General features: G+C 71.5%; 20 protein-coding genes, 1 other RNA gene and 1 pseudogene. 11 read left to right on the top strand and 11 right to left on the bottom strand.

All coding sequences use genetic code 11. The features are described from left to right. Positions 1-15: 15 nt before the first annotated feature. Positions 16-1,092, top strand: coding sequence for a Zn-dependent alcohol dehydrogenase (locus tag ACIGJO_RS02550; RefSeq protein WP_399950909.1), 1,077 nt, complete (start codon positions 16-18; stop codon positions 1,090-1,092). A 113-nt stretch (positions 1,093-1,205) separates the two neighbouring features. Next, positions 1,206-2,147: a 3-oxoacyl-ACP reductase gene (locus ACIGJO_RS02545; RefSeq protein ID WP_399950906.1), complete on the top strand. Its 942-nt coding sequence runs from the start codon at positions 1,206-1,208 to the stop codon at positions 2,145-2,147. A gap of 305 nt (positions 2,148-2,452) precedes the next feature. Here the strand turns inward: ACIGJO_RS02545 and ACIGJO_RS02540 are convergent, their stop codons facing one another. Continuing rightward, the gene (locus ACIGJO_RS02540) at positions 2,453-3,913 is read right to left on the bottom strand and encodes a hypothetical protein (protein WP_399950903.1); all 1,461 of its coding nucleotides are present in this window, start codon (positions 3,911-3,913) and stop codon (positions 2,453-2,455) included. Positions 3,914-4,109: 196 nt separating this feature from the next. Between ACIGJO_RS02540 and ACIGJO_RS02535 the strand changes: the two genes are divergently transcribed. The 4 genes from ACIGJO_RS02535 (at position 4,110) to ACIGJO_RS02520 (ending at position 8,144) form a co-directional block, all read left to right on the top strand. Beyond that, positions 4,110-5,153 (top strand): ABC transporter substrate-binding protein, encoded by a 1,044-nt coding sequence (locus ACIGJO_RS02535; protein WP_399950900.1) that lies wholly within the window; start codon positions 4,110-4,112, stop codon positions 5,151-5,153. A gap of 104 nt (positions 5,154-5,257) precedes the next feature. Continuing rightward, positions 5,258-6,094, top strand: a complete 837-nt coding sequence (locus ACIGJO_RS02530) for a Nif3-like dinuclear metal center hexameric protein (RefSeq protein WP_399950897.1) — start codon at positions 5,258-5,260, stop codon at positions 6,092-6,094. Then, a complete protein-coding gene (locus ACIGJO_RS02525; protein ID WP_399951710.1) occupies positions 6,091-6,834 on the top strand; it encodes a zinc ribbon domain-containing protein in 744 nt (247 codons plus the stop codon). Before ACIGJO_RS02530 ends, ACIGJO_RS02525 begins: the two co-directional genes overlap by 4 nt. Next, positions 6,834-8,144, top strand: a complete 1,311-nt coding sequence (locus ACIGJO_RS02520; protein ID WP_399950894.1) for a bifunctional RNase H/acid phosphatase — start codon at positions 6,834-6,836, stop codon at positions 8,142-8,144. The genes ACIGJO_RS02525 and ACIGJO_RS02520 overlap by 1 nt, the downstream gene beginning before the upstream one ends. Positions 8,145-8,165: 21 nt before the next feature. Here the strand turns inward: ACIGJO_RS02520 and eda are convergent, their stop codons facing one another. Then, on the bottom strand, positions 8,166-8,822 hold the full coding sequence (eda, locus tag ACIGJO_RS02515; RefSeq protein WP_399950891.1) for a bifunctional 4-hydroxy-2-oxoglutarate aldolase/2-dehydro-3-deoxy-phosphogluconate aldolase: 657 nt from the start codon (positions 8,820-8,822) through the stop codon (positions 8,166-8,168). 75 nt (positions 8,823-8,897) lie between these two features. After that, positions 8,898-9,698, bottom strand: coding sequence for a peroxide stress protein YaaA (gene yaaA / locus ACIGJO_RS02510; protein ID WP_399950888.1), 801 nt, complete (start codon positions 9,696-9,698; stop codon positions 8,898-8,900). A gap of 220 nt (positions 9,699-9,918) precedes the next feature. Here yaaA and ACIGJO_RS02505 point away from each other — a divergent pair, with 220 nt between their 5' ends. The 5 genes from ACIGJO_RS02505 to ACIGJO_RS02485 all read left to right on the top strand — a co-directional run bounded on the left by ACIGJO_RS02505 (position 9,919) and on the right by ACIGJO_RS02485 (position 14,811). Further along, positions 9,919-11,361 carry an RNB domain-containing ribonuclease gene (locus ACIGJO_RS02505; RefSeq protein ID WP_399950885.1) on the top strand — a complete coding sequence of 481 codons (1,443 nt, stop codon included), beginning with the start codon at positions 9,919-9,921 and terminating at the stop codon, positions 11,359-11,361. Positions 11,362-11,704: 343 nt separating this feature from the next. Continuing rightward, positions 11,705-12,166 carry a DUF4260 family protein gene (locus tag ACIGJO_RS02500; protein WP_399950882.1) on the top strand — a complete coding sequence of 154 codons (462 nt, stop codon included), beginning with the start codon at positions 11,705-11,707 and terminating at the stop codon, positions 12,164-12,166. Beyond that, a complete protein-coding gene (locus ACIGJO_RS02495; protein WP_399950879.1) occupies positions 12,159-12,689 on the top strand; it encodes a TetR/AcrR family transcriptional regulator in 531 nt (176 codons plus the stop codon). The genes ACIGJO_RS02500 and ACIGJO_RS02495 overlap by 8 nt, the downstream gene beginning before the upstream one ends. Positions 12,690-12,755: 66 nt before the next feature. After that, positions 12,756-13,157, top strand: an RNA gene (gene rnpB, locus ACIGJO_RS02490) — RNase P RNA component class A. A 319-nt stretch (positions 13,158-13,476) separates the two neighbouring features. Next, positions 13,477-14,811: a hypothetical protein gene (locus tag ACIGJO_RS02485; protein ID WP_399950876.1), complete on the top strand. Its 1,335-nt coding sequence runs from the start codon at positions 13,477-13,479 to the stop codon at positions 14,809-14,811. A 31-nt stretch (positions 14,812-14,842) separates the two neighbouring features. Here the strand turns inward: ACIGJO_RS02485 and ACIGJO_RS02480 are convergent, their stop codons facing one another. The 8 genes and pseudogenes from ACIGJO_RS02480 to ACIGJO_RS02445 form a co-directional block, all read right to left on the bottom strand. Next, positions 14,843-15,607, bottom strand: coding sequence for an aldo/keto reductase (locus ACIGJO_RS02480; protein ID WP_399950873.1), 765 nt, complete (start codon positions 15,605-15,607; stop codon positions 14,843-14,845). Further along, on the bottom strand, positions 15,604-16,185 hold the full coding sequence (locus ACIGJO_RS02475; RefSeq protein ID WP_399950870.1) for an AAA family ATPase: 582 nt from the start codon (positions 16,183-16,185) through the stop codon (positions 15,604-15,606). The genes ACIGJO_RS02480 and ACIGJO_RS02475 overlap by 4 nt, the downstream gene beginning before the upstream one ends. After that, the gene (locus tag ACIGJO_RS02470; RefSeq protein WP_399950867.1) at positions 16,179-16,787 is read right to left on the bottom strand and encodes an exonuclease domain-containing protein; all 609 of its coding nucleotides are present in this window, start codon (positions 16,785-16,787) and stop codon (positions 16,179-16,181) included. Before ACIGJO_RS02470 ends, ACIGJO_RS02475 begins: the two co-directional genes overlap by 7 nt. Next, positions 16,765-17,997, bottom strand: coding sequence for a radical SAM protein (locus ACIGJO_RS02465; protein WP_399951707.1), 1,233 nt, complete (start codon positions 17,995-17,997; stop codon positions 16,765-16,767). The genes ACIGJO_RS02470 and ACIGJO_RS02465 overlap by 23 nt, the downstream gene beginning before the upstream one ends. Positions 17,998-18,140: 143 nt before the next feature. Continuing rightward, entirely contained in the window at positions 18,141-18,350 is a 210-nt protein-coding gene (locus tag ACIGJO_RS02460; RefSeq protein WP_399950864.1) for a hypothetical protein, read from the bottom strand. Then, positions 18,347-18,873 (bottom strand): annotated as a pseudogene (locus ACIGJO_RS02455) (DUF6302 family protein). The gene ACIGJO_RS02460 and the pseudogene ACIGJO_RS02455 overlap by 4 nt, the downstream one beginning before the upstream one ends. Next, positions 18,845-19,264, bottom strand: coding sequence for a DUF6415 family natural product biosynthesis protein (locus ACIGJO_RS02450; protein ID WP_399950862.1), 420 nt, complete (start codon positions 19,262-19,264; stop codon positions 18,845-18,847). Before ACIGJO_RS02450 ends, ACIGJO_RS02455 begins: the two are co-directional and overlap by 29 nt. Continuing rightward, on the bottom strand, positions 19,261-19,638 hold the full coding sequence (locus ACIGJO_RS02445) for an ATP-binding protein (RefSeq protein ID WP_399951704.1): 378 nt from the start codon (positions 19,636-19,638) through the stop codon (positions 19,261-19,263). Before ACIGJO_RS02445 ends, ACIGJO_RS02450 begins: the two co-directional genes overlap by 4 nt. Between the last annotated feature and the right edge of the window lie 198 nt (positions 19,639-19,836).

Raw genomic sequence — 19,836 nt, 5'->3', positions numbered from 1 at the left:
GAGGGGAGCCGCACCATGCGCGCAGCCGTACTGCACGAGATAGGCCAGGACAAACTGGAAGTCCTCGACGATGTCGAGGCGGTGGGCTTCGGCCCCGGCAAGGTCAAGCTCCGTATCCGGGCCACCGGACTGTGCCACTCCGACATCTCCGCGATGAGCGGCGTGCTTCCGCAGCCCGCCCCCTTCATCCCCGGCCACGAGGGCGCGGGCGAGGTCCTCGACATCGGCGACGGTGTCACCGGGCTCAGCCAGGGGGACCGGGTGCTGGTCTGCTGGCTGCCCGCCTGCGGCACCTGCCCCTCGTGCAGGCGCGGTCAGACACAGCTCTGTCTGGCCGGTTTCATGAACGCGGGCACCCCCAACTTCAGGCGTCCCGGCGGTGAGGTCTTCGGGTTCGCGGGCACCGGCACCTTCACCGAGGAGGTCGTGGTCGGCGCGGGCTGCGCCGTCCCGATCCCCGACGACGTGCCCTACGAGATCGCCGCGCTGATCGGCTGCGGGGTCACCACCGGACTCGGCGCCGCCATCAACACCGCGCAGGTGGAGGCCGGTTCGTCGGTCGCCGTGATCGGCTGCGGCGGGGTCGGCATCTCCACGGTCCAGGGCGCGCGGGTCCAGGGCGCCGCCCAGATCGTGGCCGTCGACCCGGTCGCCTCCCGGCGCGAGGCCGCGCTGAAGTTCGGTGCGACCGAGGCGGTGTCCCCGGACGAGTTCGCCGACGCCAAGCAGCGGATCACCGGCGGCGAGGGCTTCGACTACGTCTTCGAGGTCGTGGGCAAGTCCGCCACCGCCCGCACGGCGTACGAGAACACCCGGCGCGGTGGCACCCTCTGCATCGTCGGCGCCGGGGCGATGGACGACAACTTCCAGGTCAACATGTTCGAGCTGTTCTTCGACGAGAAGCGGATCCTGCCCTCGATGTACGGCGGCGGGGACGTCCTGCGCTCCTACGAACGGGCCATCGCGCTCTGGCGGGCCGGCCGGATCGACCTCGCTTCGATGATCACTCACCGGGTGCGGCTGGACGGCATCAACGACGCCCTGGAGCAGATGAGGACCGGCGTGTCGCTGCGTACCTGCGTCGAACTCTGACGCCGCCCCGGGACGGGGCAGCGCCGCACCCCCCGATGGGCGGATCCCCGCCCCCGACGGGGTCGGCCCCCGTCCCCACCGACCGAGTCATTCACCGACATTGAGGACTTGCGATGTCACTACCCCTGGACGGCCTCTCCGCGATCGTCACCGGCGCGGGCCGGGGCCTCGGGCGCGCCGAAGCACTGGAGCTGGCCCGGCTCGGCGCGGCCGTCGTCATCAACGACTACGGGCAGCCGGGCCGCGACGGCTCCGGCGAGGCGTCGGCGGCCCCCGCCGAGGAGGTCGCCGCCGAGATCCGGGCGGCGGGCGGCCGGGCGGTCGCCCACCTCGGCGACGTCTCCGACCACGAACAGGCCCGCGCCCTGGTGGACCTGGCCGTGTCCACGTACGGAAAGCTCGACATCCTGGTCAACAACGCGGGCATCCTGCGGGACCGGATGATCTTCTCGATGACCGAGGACGAATGGGACTCGGTCGTCCGGGTCCACCTCAAGGGCCACTTCAACACCACGCACTTCGCCGCCGCCCACTGGCGCACCCGTTCCAAGGAGTCCGGCGGCCCCGTCTACGGGCGGATCGTCAACACCTCGTCGGAGGCGTTCCTGGCAGGTTCGGCCGGCCAGCCGAACTACGCGGCGGCCAAGGGCGGCATCGTCGGCCTCACCACCTCGACGGCCCTGGCCCTGGCCAAGTACGGCGTCACCGCCAACGTCATCTGCCCGCGCGCCCGTACGCGTATGACCGAGGATGTCTTCGCGGGCTTCCAGGAACCGGCCGACGGCACGCTCGACGCCCTGGCCCCCGAGCATGTCTCGCCGCTCGTCGGCTATCTGGCCTCCCCGGCGGCCGGAAGGGTCAACGGGCAGCTGCTCGTGGTCCACGGCGGCATGGTCGCGATCGTCGAACGGCCCAAGGTGGCGGCGAAGTTCGACGCGGCCAAGGAGACGTTCACCTTCGACGAGCTGGACGGGCTGATCACCCCGTACTACGAGGACCGTCCCCCGAACGAGACGTTCGCGGCGGCGGAAGTCCTGGGCCTCAAACGGGCGTAGCCGCGCCCGGGAGAAGACGCGAAGGGGCCCGCCCCGGCCGGACGGCCGGAGCGGGCCCCTTCTTTCTCGTGCCGCGCGGTTTCCCTGTGCGGTCGCAGCGCGGGCTCAGGCCGCTCTGCTTCCCCCTTCGGAGGGGCGGCGGTGGCGGCCGTGCGGCTGCGCGGCCGTGTTCTCCATCGACGCACCCCCTCGGTGCTTTCCGGAACCGCCGGTCTCGGCCCGGTCCGCGTCCGCCCCCGGCGGACGCGTCTGGGTCGTGTCTGTTCGGGCTTCAGACATGTGGGAAGTCACCCCGTTGTGATCGCTTACTTGTTGTCGCAAGCCCCGCCACCGTCACCGACGCGGTCACCGTCGGCATCCGCCCGGAACGGCTGCGTAGCCCAGGCACCCGAGTTTAAGGGCTGTCCCGTGCGTCTGCCGAGAGGCGCCTGCCCCAGCGGAACGGGCTTGCACACAGCAGGACCGGCGGGAGCCGCGGACGGTTGCGTTCCGGTCCCGTCCCAGGTCGCGCCCCCCGCCCCGTCCCCGGCGGCCGGATCCGCCCCGGCGCGGGGCTCGTCGTCCACCGGGGCCTCCAGCCGTGCGACGGCGCAGCCTGTTCCCGGCTCCGCGCAGGGGAGGTGGAGCACGCCGTCCCGGTTCCAGAAACCGGCCCCGGCCAGCCAGCCCCGCGGCGCGGCGAGCTGGTGCAGCCGGCGGCCCGCCGGGCGCCACACCCCCAGCCAGCTGCCCGCCGCCCCGTCGATCCGCAGCCCCACGGCGCAGCTCTCCGGCATCAGCATCTGTCCCGGCTGTACGGCGAACGGGGTCACCGCGACATCCGCCGGACGCAGGCACTCCGGGAAGCGCACCGGCAGACAGCTGCCGAGCACCCCCCACCCGAGCCGGTCGTGGCCCGGCGCGTCTGACCGGAGCAGCAGCAGCCCGCTGTCCGCGTCGGCGAGCAGCAGCCGGTCGTTGCTCTCCGGCGTGATCTCCAGCAGCGGCGTCAGCTCACCGCCCCGCCCCAGGTCCAGGGCGACCGCCTTCACCGGGCCGTCGTCGGCCGTCCGCCGGTCCAGGGCGAGTATCCGGCCCTCCCGGTCCAGCCACACCCCGCCGGAGCAGCGGCCCGGTACGTCCGTGACCTTCTCCGGTCCGAAGGCTCCGCCCGCCACCAGCCAGAGCGCGGTGGAGCGCTCACCGGCCGACAGGGCGTACACGCTCCGGCCGTCCGGCGAGGGCGGCAGCAGCGTCAGCTCCGCGCATTCGACCGCGCCCAGCGGGAGTTCGCCGGTTCCGGGCCCGGTGGGGTAGAGCAGCGAGAACGCGTGGTGCTCCGCGACCCGCCGCCGGATGAGCACCCGGCCGTCGGCGAGCGGCACCACCTGGGAGTCCGGCTCCTCGGGCTGGTCGAGGGGGAGGGGCACCGCGTACGGCTCGGGCCCGTCGAGGGTCCAGCGTTCCGGGTACCAGGCCCGCCCCCCGGGGTTTCCGGGAGCGAAGGTGAGCCGGGCCGCGTACGCGGCGTCGGCGGTGAGCGCGAAGGTCCCGTACGCGCCGGGCGCACAGGTCCCACCGAGCGCGTGGCTCCCACCGAGCGCATGGCTCCCACCGGGCGCATGGCTCTCACCGGGCGCACCGGCGGCCCCGTGGGCGCCGTGTGCCCCCGGGGCGTCGGGTACGTCCGGCGTCCCGGGTTCCTCCGGCTCGACGGGCTCTTCGGGCAGGGGTTCCGCCGTCGTGGCGGCCCCGGTGGTCCCGCCCTCGATGGCACAGACAGTCATGGACTCGTCACCTCCGGCAACCGAAGCTAGTTTTCGCACTTCCTGCCGAACAACGCCACACCCTGCACTTCACACATAAGGGTGGTGATGTCCCGATTCGCCTGAGAAGGAGGGGTGGGTGTGCTGCCGAGGGTGACCGTGGCTAAGGTTAGGCAGCCCTAAGCAATGCCTGTGTGACCCACAACTGGAGCAAGAGATGTCCCTTCGACGCCGCGGCACCGCCGCAGTCGGCCTGGCGGTGGCCGCCGCCCTCACCCTCTCGTCCTGCGGAAGCGACGGCGGCAAGAACGGTGACTCGGCCAAGGCCGACGCCGGCGGCGACAAGAAGGCGGCCGTCGCCACGGGCGGCAAGGACTTCGGTGACGCGGCGGAGAAGACGGCGGCGTACGGCACGGACGCCGCGCCCGGCGAGTTCCCCCGCACCCTCACCCACGCCATGGGCAAGACCGAACTGAAGGCCGCCCCCAAGCGCGTCGTCGTCCTGGACGTCGGCGAGTTCGACAACGTGGTCTCGCTGGGTGTGAAGCCGGTCGGCTACGCCCCCTCCGAGGGCGACGCGGCCATCCCCTCGTACCTGGAGAAGGACGCGGGCAGCCCGAAGAGCGTCGGCACCATCAACAACCTCAACCTTGAGGCGATCGCGGGGCTCGAGCCGGACCTGATCCTCGGCAGCCAGCTGCGCGCCGCCGACAAGTACGACGAGCTGTCCAAGATCGCGCCGACCGTGTTCTCCATCCGTCCGGGCTTCACCTGGAAGGAGAACTACCTCCTGAACGCCGAGGCGCTGGACCGCACCGCCAAGGCGGAGACCGAGCTGGCCGCGTACGAGGCGAAGGCCAAGAAGCTCGGCACGGACATCGGCCCGAACAAGCCGACGATCTCCATGGTCCGCTACCTGCCGGACAAGATCCGCCTGTACGCCAGGGCGTCCTTCATCGGCACGATCCTTGAGGACGCCGGCCTGCCCCGTCCCAAGAACCAGCAGATCAACGACCTCGCCGCGGAGATCAGCCCCGAGAAGATCGACGAGGCGGACGCCGACTGGATCTTCACCGGCGTGTACGGGGACGTGAAGGCCACCAAGCGCGACACCGCCCAGGCCAACCCGCTGTGGAAGAACCTCGACGCGGTCAAGGCGGGACAGGCCAAGGACGTCTCCGACGAGACCTGGTACCTCGGCCTCGGCGTCACCGCGGCGGACCTGGTCCTGGACGACCTGCGCGCCGACCTCGTGAAGTAGCGGGCCGGGCCCGCGACGTAACGATTCATGTCCGGCCGCCGGTCCTGGAGCACAGGTCCGGCGGCCATGGCCGCCGGGGCACGGGGGCAGGTAGCCTTTCCCCCGTGCCCCGTCTGTCTGAAGTCATCGCCGAGCTCGACGCCCTCTGGCCCCCCGAGCGGGCCGAGGGATGGGACGCGGTCGGTACGGTGTGCGGCGAGCCCGGGGCGGAGGTCGACCGGGTGCTGTTCGCCGTCGACCCGGTCCAGGAGATCGCCGACGAGGCCCTCGCCCTCGGCGCCCAGCTGATCGTCACCCACCACCCGCTCTATCTGCGGGGTACGACGACGGTCGCCGCCGACACCTTCAAGGGCCGGGTCGTGCACACCCTCATCAGGCACGGCATCGCGCTGCACGTCGCGCACACCAACGCCGACACCGCGGACCCGGGCGTCTCCGACGCACTGGCCGGAGCCCTGGACCTGCGCGTCACGGGCCCCCTCGCACCGGACCCGGCCGATCCCCGGGGCCGTCGCGGCCTCGGCCGGATCTGCGAACTCGACCACCCCGAAACCCTCGGCGCCTTCGCCGCCCGCGCCGCCGCCCGGCTGCCCGCCACCGCGCAGGGCATCCGGCTGGCCGGCGACCCGGAGGCGCTCGTGCGTACCGTCGCCGTCAGCGGCGGCTCCGGCGACAGCCTCTTCGACGCGGTCCGCGCCGCGGGCGTCGACGCCTACTTGACCGCCGACCTGCGCCACCACCCGGCCTCCGAGGCCGTCCAGCACTCGCCGCTCGGTCTGGTCGACGCCGCGCACTGGGCCACCGAGTGGCCCTGGTGCGAGCAGGCCGCCGCGCAGCTCGACGCGATTTCCGACCGCCACGGATGGGACCTGCGGGTCCATGTCTCGAAGCGGGTCACCGACCCCTGGACCACCCACCATTCCTCTGGAGCCCCCAACTGAACGCCGCGCCCGCCGACCAGATCCGACTCCTCGACGTCCAGGCCCTCGACGTACGTCTCTCCCAGCTCGCCCACAAGCGCCGGTCGCTGCCCGAGCACGCCGAGATCGAGTCGCTCAGCAGCGACCTCGCCCAGCTGCGTGACCTGCTGGTCGCCTCCCAGACCGAGGAGAGCGACACCACCCGCGAGCAGACCAAGGCGGAGCAGGACGTGGACCAGGTGCGCCAGCGCGCCGTCCGCGACCAGCAGCGGCTGGACTCCGGCGCGGTGTCCTCCCCCAAGGACCTGGAGAGCCTCCAGCGCGAGATCACCTCGCTGGCCAAGCGCCAGGGCGACCTGGAGGACGTCGTCCTCGAAATCATGGAGCGCCGCGAGTCCGCGCAGGAGCGGGTCACCGAGCTGACCGAGCGGGTCTCGGCCGTCCAGGCCAAGGCCGACGACGCGACCGCCCGCCGCGACGCCGCGACGAAGGAGCTGGACGACGAGGCGGCCGGTATCGCCAAGGACCGCGAGGTCGTCGCCGAGATCATCCCCGCGGACCTGATGAAGCTCTACGACAAGCTCCGCGCCCAGCAGGGCGGGGTCGGCGCCGCCCGGCTCTACCAGCGCCGCTGCGAGGGCTGCCGGCTGGAGCTGAACATCACCGAGGTCAACGATGTGAAGGCCGCGTCACCCGACACGGTGCTGCGCTGCGAGAACTGCCACCGCATCCTGGTGCGCACCTCGGAGTCGGGCCTGTAATGCCCCCGGTCCGTCAGCTTGTCGTCGAGGCCGACGGCGGTTCCCGGGGCAACCCGGGGCCCGCCGGATACGGTGCCGTCGTCATCGACCCGGCCACCGGCGAGACGCTCGCCGAGGCCGCCGAGTACATCGGCGTCGCGACGAACAACGTCGCCGAGTACCGGGGCCTGATCGCCGGTCTGGAAGCCGCGAAGGCGCTGTTCCCGGACGCGTCGGACGGCTCCGTCCAGGTGCGTGTGCGGATGGACTCCAAGCTGGTGGTCGAGCAGATGTCGGGGCGCTGGAAGATCAAGCACCCCGACATGAAGCCGCTCGCGGCGCGGGCGGCCGCCGTCCTCCCGCCCGCCGGCGTCACGTACGAGTGGATCCCCCGGGCGCAGAACAAGCACGCGGACCGGCTGGCCAACGAGGCGATGGACGCGGGCCGGCGGGGCGGGCAGTGGGAGCCGTCGTCCTCGACGGCGGACCTCGACACGCCCCGCGGCGGGCTTCCCCCGGTCCAGGGGCCGCCCGGTGACGCGGCGGCGGGCGCGGCGAAGGCCCGCGCGGCCCTGGCCGGGGCCCGTGCCGCAGGCGCGGCACACCCGCAGGCGGCCACGCGGGCCCCGGCCGCCCCGGCGGACACCCGGACCGCCCCGGCTTCCGCCCCCGCCCCGCAGGTGGGCTGGGGTACCGCCCCGGATCTGGGCGCGCCCGCCACACTCGTCCTGCTCCGGCACGGCGAGACGGCCCTCACCCCCGAGAAGCGGTTCTCCGGCAGTGGCGGCACCGACCCCGAACTCTCGGCGGCGGGCCGCGACCAGGCGGCCCGCGCCGCCGAGCACTTCGCCGCGCGGGGCTCGCTCCAGGCGATCGTCAGCTCACCCCTGCGCCGCTGCCGCGAGACCGCCGCGGCCGTCGCCGCCCGCCTCGGCCTCGACGTCACGGTCGAGGACGGCCTGCGCGAGACGGACTTCGGAGCCTGGGAGGGGCTGACCTTCGCCGAGGTGCGCGAGCGCCACGGCGAGGACCTGACCGCCTGGCTGGCCTCCCCGGACGCGGCCCCGACCTGCGGCGGCGAGAGCTTCGCCGAGGTCGCCGAGCGCGTCTCGGCCGCCCGTGACCGCCTGGTCTCCCGCTACGCGGGCCGCACGGTGCTCCTGGTCACCCATGTCACCCCGATCAAGACGCTGATCAGGCTCGCCCTGGAGGCCCCGCCGCAGTCCATGTTCCGCATGGAGCTCTCGGCGGCCTCGATCTCGACGGTGGCGTACTACGCGGACGGCAACGCGTCCGTGCGCGTACTCAACGACACCTCGCACCTGAGCTGAGCCCCGGGGGCCCCTCCGGCCTCAGACGCGCAGCGCCGCCGCCTCGGCGGCCAGACGCTCGACGCGTGCCCAGTCCTTCGCCGCCACCGCGTCCCCCGGCACCATCCAGCTGCCGCCGACACAGCCGACGTTCGGCAGGGCCAGGTAGGCGGGGGCGGAGGCGAGCGAGATGCCGCCGGTCGGGCAGAAACGGGCCTGGGGGAGCGGTGCGGACAGGGCCTTGAGATAGGCCGTGCCGCCCGCCGCCTCGGCCGGGAAGAACTTCATCTCCGTGACCCCGCGCTCCAGCAGCGCCACCACCTCGGAGGTGGTGGAGACACCGGGCAGGAAGGGCAGGCCCGATGCCTTCATCGCGTCCAGGAGCGTGTCCGTCCAGCCGGGGCTGACCAGGAAGCGCGCTCCCGCGGTGACCGTGTCGGTCACGTTCCGCGCGGAGATCACCGTGCCCGCGCCCACGACGGCGCCAGGGACCTCCGCGGCGATGGCCGCGATCGCTTCGAGCGCGGCGGCCGTCCGCAGCGTCACCTCGATGGCCGGGAGGCCGCCGGCGACCAGGGCCCGTGCCAGCGGTACCGCGTCGGCGGCGTCATCGAGGACGACGACGGGGACGACGGGTGCGAGGTCCAGCACGGAGGCGGACGGGGCGGCGGGCGCGGCGGAGGGCGCGGAGGAGGTCATGGGGTCATCCTGCCGCGCACACAGCGTTCCATGCAACGAGCGTTGCGCATGATGCAACGCGATGGTCCGGGGTGGTCAGTGAATCTCCGTCACCACCACGTCGAGCGCCCAGGGCTGCCCGGCCCGCGCGGGGGCCGCCGCCTCGACCGTGTACCCGAGATCCCGCAGCGTCTCCACCAACTGGGCGGGCTTCCCCGGCCGTGCGCCCGCCACGAGCAGATCGCGGACGATGCGGCCCTTGGTGGCCTTGTTGAAGTGGCTCACCACGGACCGCTTCTCGACCCCGTCGACCAGCTGGGAGTGGAGCACCCGCACGCTCGCCGTACGCGCCGCGGTCCCGCCCTTCGGCTTCCACGCCGCCATGTACGCGGACGAGCGCAGATCCAGTACGAGCCCGTCCCCGGCCACCTCCGGCATCACCGCGTCCATCGGGGCCCGCCAGAACGGCCCGAGGGCGCCGAGTCCCGGCAGGTTCACCCCCATCGAGCAGCGGTACGAGGGGATACGGTCGCCCACCCGCACCGCGCCCCACAGCCCGGAGAACACCAGCAGCGACTTCCCGGCCCGCCGCCGGGCCGCCGTGTCCAGCGAGGCCAGATCCAGCGCGTCGTACAGCACACCCGTGTAGACCTGCCCGGCCGGACGGGTCCCGGCCGTCCGCAGCTCCGCGTTCTTGGCGATCTCGCCCCGCAGCCCCTCGCTCAGCCCGAGCACCGCACGGGCCTTGTCCTCGTCGGCCAGGCACAGGCCGACCAGCTCGTCGAGGACCGCCGCCCGCGCCCCGGCCAGCCCGGGCAGGGACAGGGACTCCGGCTTCAGGGGTGCTCCGCGCCCCGAGGTGGCCTTTCCTTCGGAGGGCGGCAACAGCACGAGCACGGGCGGTTCTCCTTCGTACGCAAGCAGAGGGACCCGGCCTGCGCACAGGGCCCCCGGCAAGGGTACGGGGGTGCGCGGCGCCCCTCGGAGCACCGGTACGCGCGGCGAGGGGCCCGCCGCTCACGGGCTGCCCGTCGCCGGTCCCGCCCGGGAGCCGGGCCGCCCTGTCCGTCCCGGGCCCGGGATGCCGGTTGCCGCGCCCGGCCCTACGCTCGGTTCCATGCCCCGCCGCCATCTCCACCTGACCGGAGCGGCAGACACCGCGCTGGGGACCGCCCTGCGTGACCTGCGCACCGAACTCGGCCTCCCCGAGGGCTTCCCCGCCGATGTGCTCGCCGAGGCGGGGGAGGCGGCGGAGGCGCCGGATCTCTCGGCGCACGAGGACGCGACGGACCTGCCGTTCCTCACCATCGACCCGCCCGCCTCCACCGACCTCGACCAGGCGATGTACCTGGAACGCCGCCCCCACGGCTTCCGGGTGCACTACGCCGTCGCGGACATCGCCGCCTTCGTCCGGCCGGGAGGCGCGCTCGACGCCGAGGCCCACCGCCGGGCGACCACGCTCTACTTCCCCGACGGCAGGATCCCGCTCCACCCCGAGCGGCTGTCGGAGAGCGCCGCGAGCCTGCTCCCCGGGGAGACCCGCCCCGCCGCGCTCTGGCGGATCGACCTCGACGCGGAGGGCCGCGCCGTCACCGCGGACGTGCGCCGGGCCCTCGTACGCAGCCGCGCCAGACTCGACTACGCGGGCGTCCAGCGGCAGATCGACCGGGGCACGGCCGAGGAACCCCTCGCCCTGCTCAAGGAGATCGGACGGCTCCGCGAGGAGCAGGAGACCGCCCGCGGCGGCATCTCGCTCAATGCGCCCGAGCAGGAGATCACCGAACACGGCGGCAGCTACGGCCTCCAGTACCGCCTCCCGCTGCCCGCCGAAGGCTGGAACGCCCAGCTCTCCCTGCTCACCGGCATGGCCGCCGCCCGCCTCATGGCCGAGGCGGGCACCGGCATCCTCCGTACGCTGCCGGTCGCCCCGGACGGCGCCGTCGCCCGGCTGCGGCGCTCCGCCGGCGCTCTGCGCATCGACTGGCCGCACCATGTCCCGTACGCCGAGGTCGTCCGCTCCCTCGACCCGGGGAAGGGCAACCACGCCGCCTTTCTCCAGGAGTGCACCACGCTGCTGCGCGGCGCCGGGTACACGGTCTTCGAACACGGTGAACTGCCCACACCCGCCGTCCATGCCGCCGTCGCCGAGCTCTACACCCACTGCACCGCGCCGCTGCGCCGACTCGTCGACCGGTACGCGGCCGAGCTCTGCCTGGCGGCGGTCGCGGGCAAGGAGCCGCCGGAGTGGGTACGGGAGGCCCTCGCCGCCCTGCCGAAGGAGATGGCGGAGGGGACGCGCCGCGCCAACGCGGTCGAGCGCGGCTGCGTCGACCTGGTCGAGGCGGCCCTCCTCAAGGACCGGGTCGGCCAGGTCTTCGAGGCGTACGTCGTCGATGTGAAGGACCGGGAACCGGCCGTCGGCACCGTCCACCTCGCGGACCCGGCGATCGTCGCCCGGATCGAGGGCGGCGCCGCGCGGCTCCCGCTGGGGGAGCGGCTGGACGTCCGGCTCACCCAGGCGGACCCGGGTTCGGCGAAGGTGCTGTTCGCGCCCGCGTGAGCGCGGTGACCGGGGCGGAGTGACCGTCCGCACGGCAGCGGTGCGTACGGGCGGGGCCCCGGCGCTCCGGGCCACGCGATCTGCGGCGCCCAGGAGTTCGGCGCGTGCGGGGGAGGGCGCGTCCCCGGGAGGCGGGCGGCCCGTCCGGGAGTCCCGCCGGGCCGGCGCCGTCGCGGCTGGATCCCACGGCCCGAGGTGACCGATGGGCCCGGCGATCTCTCCCCTGCGCGGGAGCCGGCGGCAACCCTCACGGCGCGGCAGGGTCACGCATCCGGGTTGACGTGGCTAACGGCGTTAGCTCATAGTGGGGCTAACGCTGTTAGCTCCACCCGGGAGGTCCGTCATGAGTGCCACCACAACCGCCCCCGCCACAACTGCCACGGCCACCGCCGCTGCCGCCGGTAAGGCCACCGGTGCGGGCGGGCGCCTGGCCCTCGCACGCCGTGCCGCCTGGCTCGTGAGTGCCCTCTTCTGGTCCGCCCTCGCCGTCATGGAGGGCGTCGACCACGGCTGGAGCGCCGGACTCCTCGCACTGGCCTTCTTCATCGCGCCCGATCTGACGATGCTTGTCGGCGTCGGGGAGGCCCGTAGTAACGCCCGAGGCCAGCTCCAGTCCCGCGCCGTGCCGTACTACAACACCGCCCACCGGGCCCTGATCCCGCTCGCCCTGCTGGCGGCGTACGCGGTCATGCCCCTGACCTGGGCACCGGCCCTGGCAGCCCTGTACGGCTGGGTCGCGCACATCTCGTACGATCGCGCCTTCGGCTACGGACTCCGCACCAAGGAAGGCTTCCAGCGTGACTGACCCCGCCACCGGCCCCGCGATCGGCCGGCCCCGGCAGATCATCGCCGCCGCCCGCGCCCTTCTGGAGGACGAGGGCCCCGAGGCCCTCACCATGCGGCGCCTGGCCGACCGGGTGGGCATCAAGGCCCCCTCCCTGTACAAGCACTTCCCCGACAAGTCCTGTGTGGTGACCGCGCTGGCCGAGGAGATGCTCCAGGAGAGTGCCGAGGCCCTGGAAGCCGCGGAACGTGCCGCGCCCGGCTCCTTCCCGGCGCTGGCCGCCGCGTACCGCGCCTACGCCCTGGCCCACCCCCATCTCTACCTCCTCACCACCGGCCGCCCCCTGGACCGCGCGGCCCTCGCCCCGGGGGTGGAGGCCGCCGCGGCGGCCCCGATCCTGCGCGTCGTCGGCGGTGACGAACACCGGGCCCGCGCGGCCTGGGCCTTCGCGCACGGAATGGTCGTCCTGGAACTCCACGGCCGCTTCCCGCCGGGGGCCGACCTCAAGGCGGCCTGGGACACCGGCGTCGAGGCCTTCACCTGAGCGGCGCCCTCCCGCACCGCCGTCCGAGCCGCCCGCCGGGCCCGGTAGCATGGTCGGCACGGCAGACGAGCCGGGCGGACGGCCGCGTGGGGATCCCCGGATCCCCCCGAGGAACGTCCGGGCTCCACAGGGCAGGGTGGTGGCCAACGGCCACCCGGGGTGATCCGCGGGACAGTGCCACAGAAAACAGACCGCCCGGGACCTCGGTCCCGGGTAAGGGTGAAACGGTGGTGTAAGAGACCACCAGCGCCTGAGGTGACTCAGGCGGCTAGGTAAACCCCACCCGGAGCAAGGTCAAGAGGGGCCGTCGCAGGACGGCCCTGCGCGAACGTCCGAGGGCTGCTCGCCCGAGTTCGCGGGTAGACCGCACGAGGCCGGCAGTAATGCCGGTCCTAGATGGATGGCCGTCTCCCCGGCCGCCGCGAGGCGACCGGGTGACAGAACCCGGCGTACAGCCCGACTCGTCTGTCCACCCCCTTCTGAGGGGGTGGGACCCGCTCTGACCTGCATGTTTGTGGGTTAGGGGGGTCTCATTTCACGATCGAGCCGCCCGAGATTTTTCCCTGTTTGTCCGTTTCTTCGGGCTGTTTTTCAGTGTGCTGTGGCGATCGTGTGGCGATGAAGTGGCGGCGAAAGTGCTGCTTGAGGCCCCTCGAGGGGGTGCTCGAACCCCATTCCGAGAGGTGACCGGAAGCACTCTCGATCGAGCGTCCTCGAGCACCTGTTCCCATGGTCTAAATCGCCCTTGGCGTTTAGACCATGGGGGCCGGAATCAGGTGATCCCCCCATGGCTCAGCGAGCACACCGAAAGCCGGGCAGGAGAGTTGCCAGAGTCCTGGCTGTCCCTGCCAAGGGTGAGAAGGGCCGCAGGGCGGCGCTCCTCGGCTATGGGGGCCTGGCGTTCTCCCTGGCCACAGGCACCACGTTTCACGCCGTGGCGACCGAGCGCAGCCCAGAGACCGTCGCGGTCCTGACGGGAGACATCTACACCGACGACCCCGCCAAGGCTGAGCGAACGACCCTCTGCGACGGGGCCGGTGGTGTCACAGGTGTCCCCTTCACCGACGAACAGCGCAAGGCGATCGTCAAGGAGAGCATGCGACGGGGCCTGAGCGAGGCCGACGCCTACGCCCTGGCCTACGGCGACGATGCCAAGGTCCAGATTCACGAAGACGGAACCGTCACTGTCGACACCCGCGAGCTTGTGCTCGCGAACGGCCCGGTCTACCGCAAGGCCAAAAAGGCGACGTCAGCCGATGAGAAGGGGATAGAGACCCAGTCCGCAGGCACCAAGACGGAACCTGTGGCCAAGCCCGACGCTGAGCGGAAGGCCAGCCAGGGGAACAGGGGGCAGAAGGAGGCGGGGAAGGCCAAGGGCACCGCCACGACACCCAAGAGCCCCACTCAGGAATCCCCGGTCGCGGAGGGCGGCTCTCGGTCCCGTGAGGGACAGGCGGGTGCAGCGGTCGCCTCGGAGGGGCCCTACTACCCGGACAGCGGGGAGAACCCTTACGACAAGGGTCTAGGCGAGGCGATGAAGGACGCCCTCAACCCGTTCAGCCGGTTCATGGACAGCATCGCCGTGGGGGAAGGAGCTGCCCAAAGGGTTGAACAGTCACCGGACGGCAAACTGATACTGACCTCCACATCTCGGATCACGCCCACGCTCGAAGTCGTCGTGGAAGTCGTGTGCTCGGTGGTGACCTCCCCGGAGGAACCGGCGAAGGTTTCCGCGACGGTCCGCAACCCCCTTACCGGACAAGTACTTTCGAAGACCTCGCCGACTGACGTAAACGAACCCGACGAGGTTTCGAACGCGGCGATCGGTGTAGCGGTTGAAGCCGTTGTTACTGCCTCGGCCGGCGGGGAGAGCATGGGGGAGGACGAAATCGTCGCCCCTGTGTCACCCGAGCAGGCGAAAAGCGATCCGGTCGTCCCGGACACCGGCCCGACGACGGATGAGGTGCTCGCCGAGTCGGAGTCCGAGGTCGCGGAAAGCGCCGAGGACGTTCCCCGCGCGGCTATCGGGGAGGTCGTAGACGCGGTGATCGAGGCGCGATCGCCGGGCGAGGATCCTGGGCGGCCCCTCCCGGCGGCGAGCGTCGGGTCCACGAGCGCCTAGCAAGGTGTGCTGCCACGGCTGGGACGGTCGTTTACGAGAGGCTGCCGACGATTTCGCGCAGATGGGCCGGGTCGCTGGTGCCGGGAATCGGAGCGACGTTCTTCCCGAGGTCGAGCAGCCACCGCAGGGCCTTGGGTGCGCCACCGTTCTGCGCCAGCGCTCCGGTGCCTAGTGGTGCATACGGGATGTAGGGAATCCCCTTGGTCCGGCAGTAGGTGGCGGTGCGGGCGTCGCTCGGCTGGGCCTCGTTCAGCTTGTTCTGCACTGCCGCGACCGTGATGATCGTTGCAGCGAGACCGATCTGTGTCGGGCTGACCTTGGACAGTCCGACGTGGGCGATCTTCCCCTCCTTCTGGAGGGTTGCGAGGGCGCCGACTTGATCCAGGAACGGAACCTGGGGGTCATTGCGGTGCAGGTAACAGAGGTCGAGGCAGTCCACCCCCAGTCGCCGAAGGCTGCCTTCGACGCTCGCCCGTAGGTAGGCGGGGTGGCCGTGGGGCGTCCACTCGTTCGGGCCGGTGCGGAGCATGCCGACCTTGGTGGCGATCAACAGCCGCTCCGGGTAGGGGTGCAGGACGTCCCGAACGAGATGCTCCACCGTGTGGGGACCGTAGGCGTCAGCGGTGTCGATGTGGGTGATGCCGTGCTCGTGGACCGCTTCGCGCAGGAGTGCGGCGGCTGCGTCCAGGTCGATCGGGTCTCCCCAAGTGCCGGGGCCCGTCAGGCGCATGGTGCCGAGACCGAGCCGGGAGACCTGCTTTCCGGCGAGGGCGATGGTGCCCGCGGGCGGCTTCACGAGGCGGCCTGTGCGCCGATGTGCTGGGCAAGGGTGTCGGCGATGTTGCCCGCGAAGTCGGCGCTGGTGACCTGCTCGTGGCGCAAGTTGAGAGTGTTGAGCAGCGAGTGAACGCTGCGGTCGACGGCCTCCCGGTAGTCCAGGTCGCGGTCACGGTGGTCGCCGAGGGGGATTGCCGGGTCCAGGACAGTGGCGATCAGAAGGTTGTACGTGGCGGCGTGGGCCTGCACGAGGCGTGTGAGCCGGTCCACGGTGGCCTGGTCGGGGTCCTGGCCGGTGCGTTCCAGGGCGGCCAGATAGTAGGCGAGGGGGTCGACGGCGGAGCGGTCGATGAGAACCACTTCGGCGTTCAGCGTGGCCTCGGCGACCGCTGCGGCGGAGGCGGAGATGATCCACTCGGTGCACTCGGGGGTCTGCCTCTGGAGCTTGGGGAAGCCGAGCTCGGCGGCCTTCGCGGCGAAGGAGGCGGGGGTGCGGGTCACCTTCAGTCCGGTGGCCCGCAGCTCCATTTCTATGCGGCGGATCAGGGTCGTCTTGCCGGTGGAGTGTGTGCCGGTGAAGGCAATGCGGGTTACCACAGGGTGTCTCCTTCTTCGGGGCTGGCGGAGGGCCGGCCCGGCATGCCGGGCGGGACGGCCTTGGCGGCGAGGGCGTCCCAGGATGCGCACTGGGAGGCGAGGTGGTTCAGGAGCAGGGCGGTTGCGTGGGCGTCGTATGCGGCGCGGTGCCGGGTGCCTGCTACATTCGAAAGGTCGATTTTGGTGCGCTCGATCAGCGCGTCCAGGCCGAAGCCCTTGCCGCCGATGGTGGCTTTGGCCAGGCGGAGGGTGTCAATGACGCCGGTGGGCTGCCATCCGGGCAGGTGCCTGGTCAGGACGCCGTACTCGACGCTGGCGGAGTGGGCGGCGATCCATGCCCCCTCCAGCAGGCTCCGCACCCTGGGCGCAATGTCCTGCCAGGTGGGGGCGTCTTCGACCATGGCGTTGGTGATGCCGTGGATGCGGGTGATGCGGTGCGGGATCGGGACGGGCGGCTGGATCAGCCACGACAGGGCGTCCGCGGGCTGAGGCTGTCCGCCGACCATGGGGATCAGGGCGATCTCGACCAGGTCGGGGGGAGCAGCGCCGTTCCCCTCGACATCCACCACGTACAGGGGTTCAGGCCAGGTGATTGGGCTCATGCTCGGGATTTCCCTCCGGGTTGCCCTTCCACCCGATCTCGGCGCGGCCGTGCCGACGCTCGCGGTGGGGATGGGCACGGTCGTGGACCTGGAAACCGTAGCCGTGCTGCATGTAGTAGCGGGGCTGCTCGTCCAAGCCTTCAGTGATGATCGCCCGTTCGGTGATCTCCACCGGCCCTGTTGCCCCCAGCTCAGCGGCGAGCCGAACTACGTCGGGCTCGGCCGGAGCTTGCCACGCTGCCGCGCACAGCCCGAGTTGACGCTTGGGGCAGATGTCGCACAGCTCGGTGATTCCGAAGTGGCCGTTGTAGTCGGCCAGACCGTGGGCGTACGCCACAGCGCAGGAGGTCTTGCGGAACAGGGGGCCCCACGGCTCGTCGGTGTCGGCGGGGCGGCGGAACAGGTCGAGGATGCGGCTCTCGGTCTGTTCGGGCATGATCTTGCGCCGGGCGGTGTCCTCGTAGGGAGAGGGCAGGCCGTTCTCCTCGTAGTACGCGGCGATCTCGTCACGGAAGAACAGGCCGGTGAAGACCGTGGCGTGGGCGTGCTCGGACAGGGCCTTGGCGGTGGCGAGGTGCTCGTCCCTGTCGTTGAGGCCGGGCACGATGGGCCGCCAGTAGAAGATTGTCCGGTAGGACTCGGCTGCCGCGTAGAGGGTCTTGAGGCTGGCGGCGGCGATGTTCGAGTCCACCGGCTCGATCCCGGTGTGAGCGATGCCGGAGTACGTGACCAGGACGGTCAGCTTGATGTTCTTGAAGCTGTTGAGGATCTCGCAGTCCTCGGGGGTGACCCTCCACCGGGTGATCACGAGGACGTGGTTGGTCAGGCCGTGCTCGTCCAGCAGGCGAAGCGTGTTGAACGTGTGCGGCTTGACGACCGGCAGCATCGGGTCCGTCGCCTTGTTGAACAGTTGGAGCGGGGTGACGTGGGGCCGGAAGTAGCGGTGGCTGGTCAGGGTCCGCACCGCCTCTTCGTCCGGCATCAGGGCCTTGGGCACCTTCATGTCGAAGTTCGAGTACAGGTGGCGGATGCAGTACCCGCACTCCAGCGGGCAGCCGATCACGTGGTTGAGCGAGAGGCCGGATTTCCGGTACTCGATCACGTCGGCGAGCTTCGGCTTGAGGGCCATGGACTGCGGGGCCGACAGGAGCGGTAGGAACTTGCGCCCGTATTCCGGCGGCGGGGTTGCGGCGACCTGGGCTTGGGCCATCTTCTTCACGGCTTGCTCCTTCGAACGGTCGAACGCTTATGGACCCGACCCCGGCCTGCACCCCGGACTTCAGGGAGACCGGGCAGAGCGCGGAGAACATGCAGGCCGGGATCGGGAGTTTGTGTGCCGCTACGCGGCGGGGGTCAGGCGGAAACGCGCTCGCCGAGCAGGAGCATGGGCAGCCGGTTCCCGGCGCGCAGCGCGTTCACGGCCTCCGTGATCCGGCGGGCCTGGTAGTCGAGCGCGTGCTCGGGGACGACCTTCAGGGGAACCCACTCCACGGCGCGCAGCTCGTCGGTGACGTTGTCGGGCAGCGTCACATAGGCGAGACGCACGGCGCCGAAGGCGTTCACACTGAGCGTGAGTTCCGACTCCAGCCCGCCGTACTCGCCCTCTCGCTGGGTGATGTACGGGACGAGCCGGGGCGCTGCGCTCGTCCGAACTGGATCGCTGCTTCGCCGTAGCCGTAGCCGTAGGAGCGGCCGAGGGCGACGTCGTCGCGGACTCCCCAGAGAGCCGGCGGCCTCTCTCCCCACTCGACAGCGGGACAGGCGTCCGGGTAGGCGGCCCACCGTAGGCGCGGGGTGGGGAAACCAGGCTGCTCCAGGAGGAGCTCACGCACCTTGATCCAGAAGCAGAGGCACGACACGGGGAAGTACCCGCCCCGACGCGTGCCCCGACGAGGACGGCGAGAAACGGCAGGCGGAGGGTGCGCACGGCGATGCTCCTCTCCAGGAGCCGTCGGTCCGCGATCCGCCGCTGGTAGTAGTCGAAGCCGTATGCGTCCCGTGGGTCGGCTGCCACCGTGGCAGTGACGGGAGGGTGCGTGGAGGCGTTGGGGCGTGCATCATTCGGCCGCCTTGATGTAGCGGGCATTGATCAGCTCTTCGTTCAGATCAGCAGTCGTGAAGGCGAGGCGACGAGCGAAGCCGACAGCATGCTGGTACTCCAACGGCATGAACTCGTCACGCAGGGAGAGCCCTCGCGCAACGAGCCGGACCATGTCCGGGGTGGGTGGGTACCCCTCGTCCGCGAGGATGATGTCGCTGAGCTGCTTCAGGTGGCCGCGGAGCTGGTCGACCAGAGCGGGGATCGTCGCAACGGGCGGGGGCTGGTTGCCGATTGCCGTGTCCAGGTCGTCGAAGACAGCCTCGACATCGAGCGGGTTCCAGTTCCTGACCCGTTCCAGGACGAGCTTCAAGCCGTCCGCGTCGAGCGGTGGGATCCACTTCTCGGCCGGGCGCTCAGGGGCCATCGTGATACTCACCGGCCTTGCACCACCACGGGGAGATGGCACGAGACGGTAGTGCCGTCGTCCTCGATGCCCCACATGCCTCCGAGTTCGCTGACCATGAAGGCCACAAGCTGAAGACCGCGGCCGTGCTCGTCATCGACGGCGGGAGCGTGATCAGGGGCGCGAATGCCGGGACCGTCGCTCCGTGCGGCGATGTACAGATGGTCGGCCCGGAAGGCCATGGTGAAGCCGACTTCCGTCCCCTGGCCGTGCACGATCGCGTTGGTGACCAGCTCGGACACGATGAGTGTCACCGGGAACTCCATGCCGGCCATGCCGTGGTGGGCGAGGTAGGCACGAGCGATGCGCCGCATGGCCCCCACACGACGGGCCTCCGGGCAAGGCACGTCTCTTCGCACGCCGTGCGGAGCGACGTCGAACTTCGCTTCCACGGTCGTCGAGATCCGGCGGTCACTGCCGCGAAGCCGGATCCCTGCGCGACCGGCTAAGCCGTTCCCGGCCGCATGAGTGGCGCTCGGCGCCGTAGCCGTCCCCATTGACTCCTCCTCGTCGCCATCCGAGCACATAGCGTTGTGCCGAGAGGG

This window comes from Streptomyces sp. NPDC079020 (genome assembly GCF_044542225.1).
In the GTDB taxonomy this organism is placed as follows: domain Bacteria; phylum Actinomycetota; class Actinomycetes; order Streptomycetales; family Streptomycetaceae; genus Streptomyces.
This window is presented reverse-complemented; position numbering and strand designations above follow the sequence as displayed.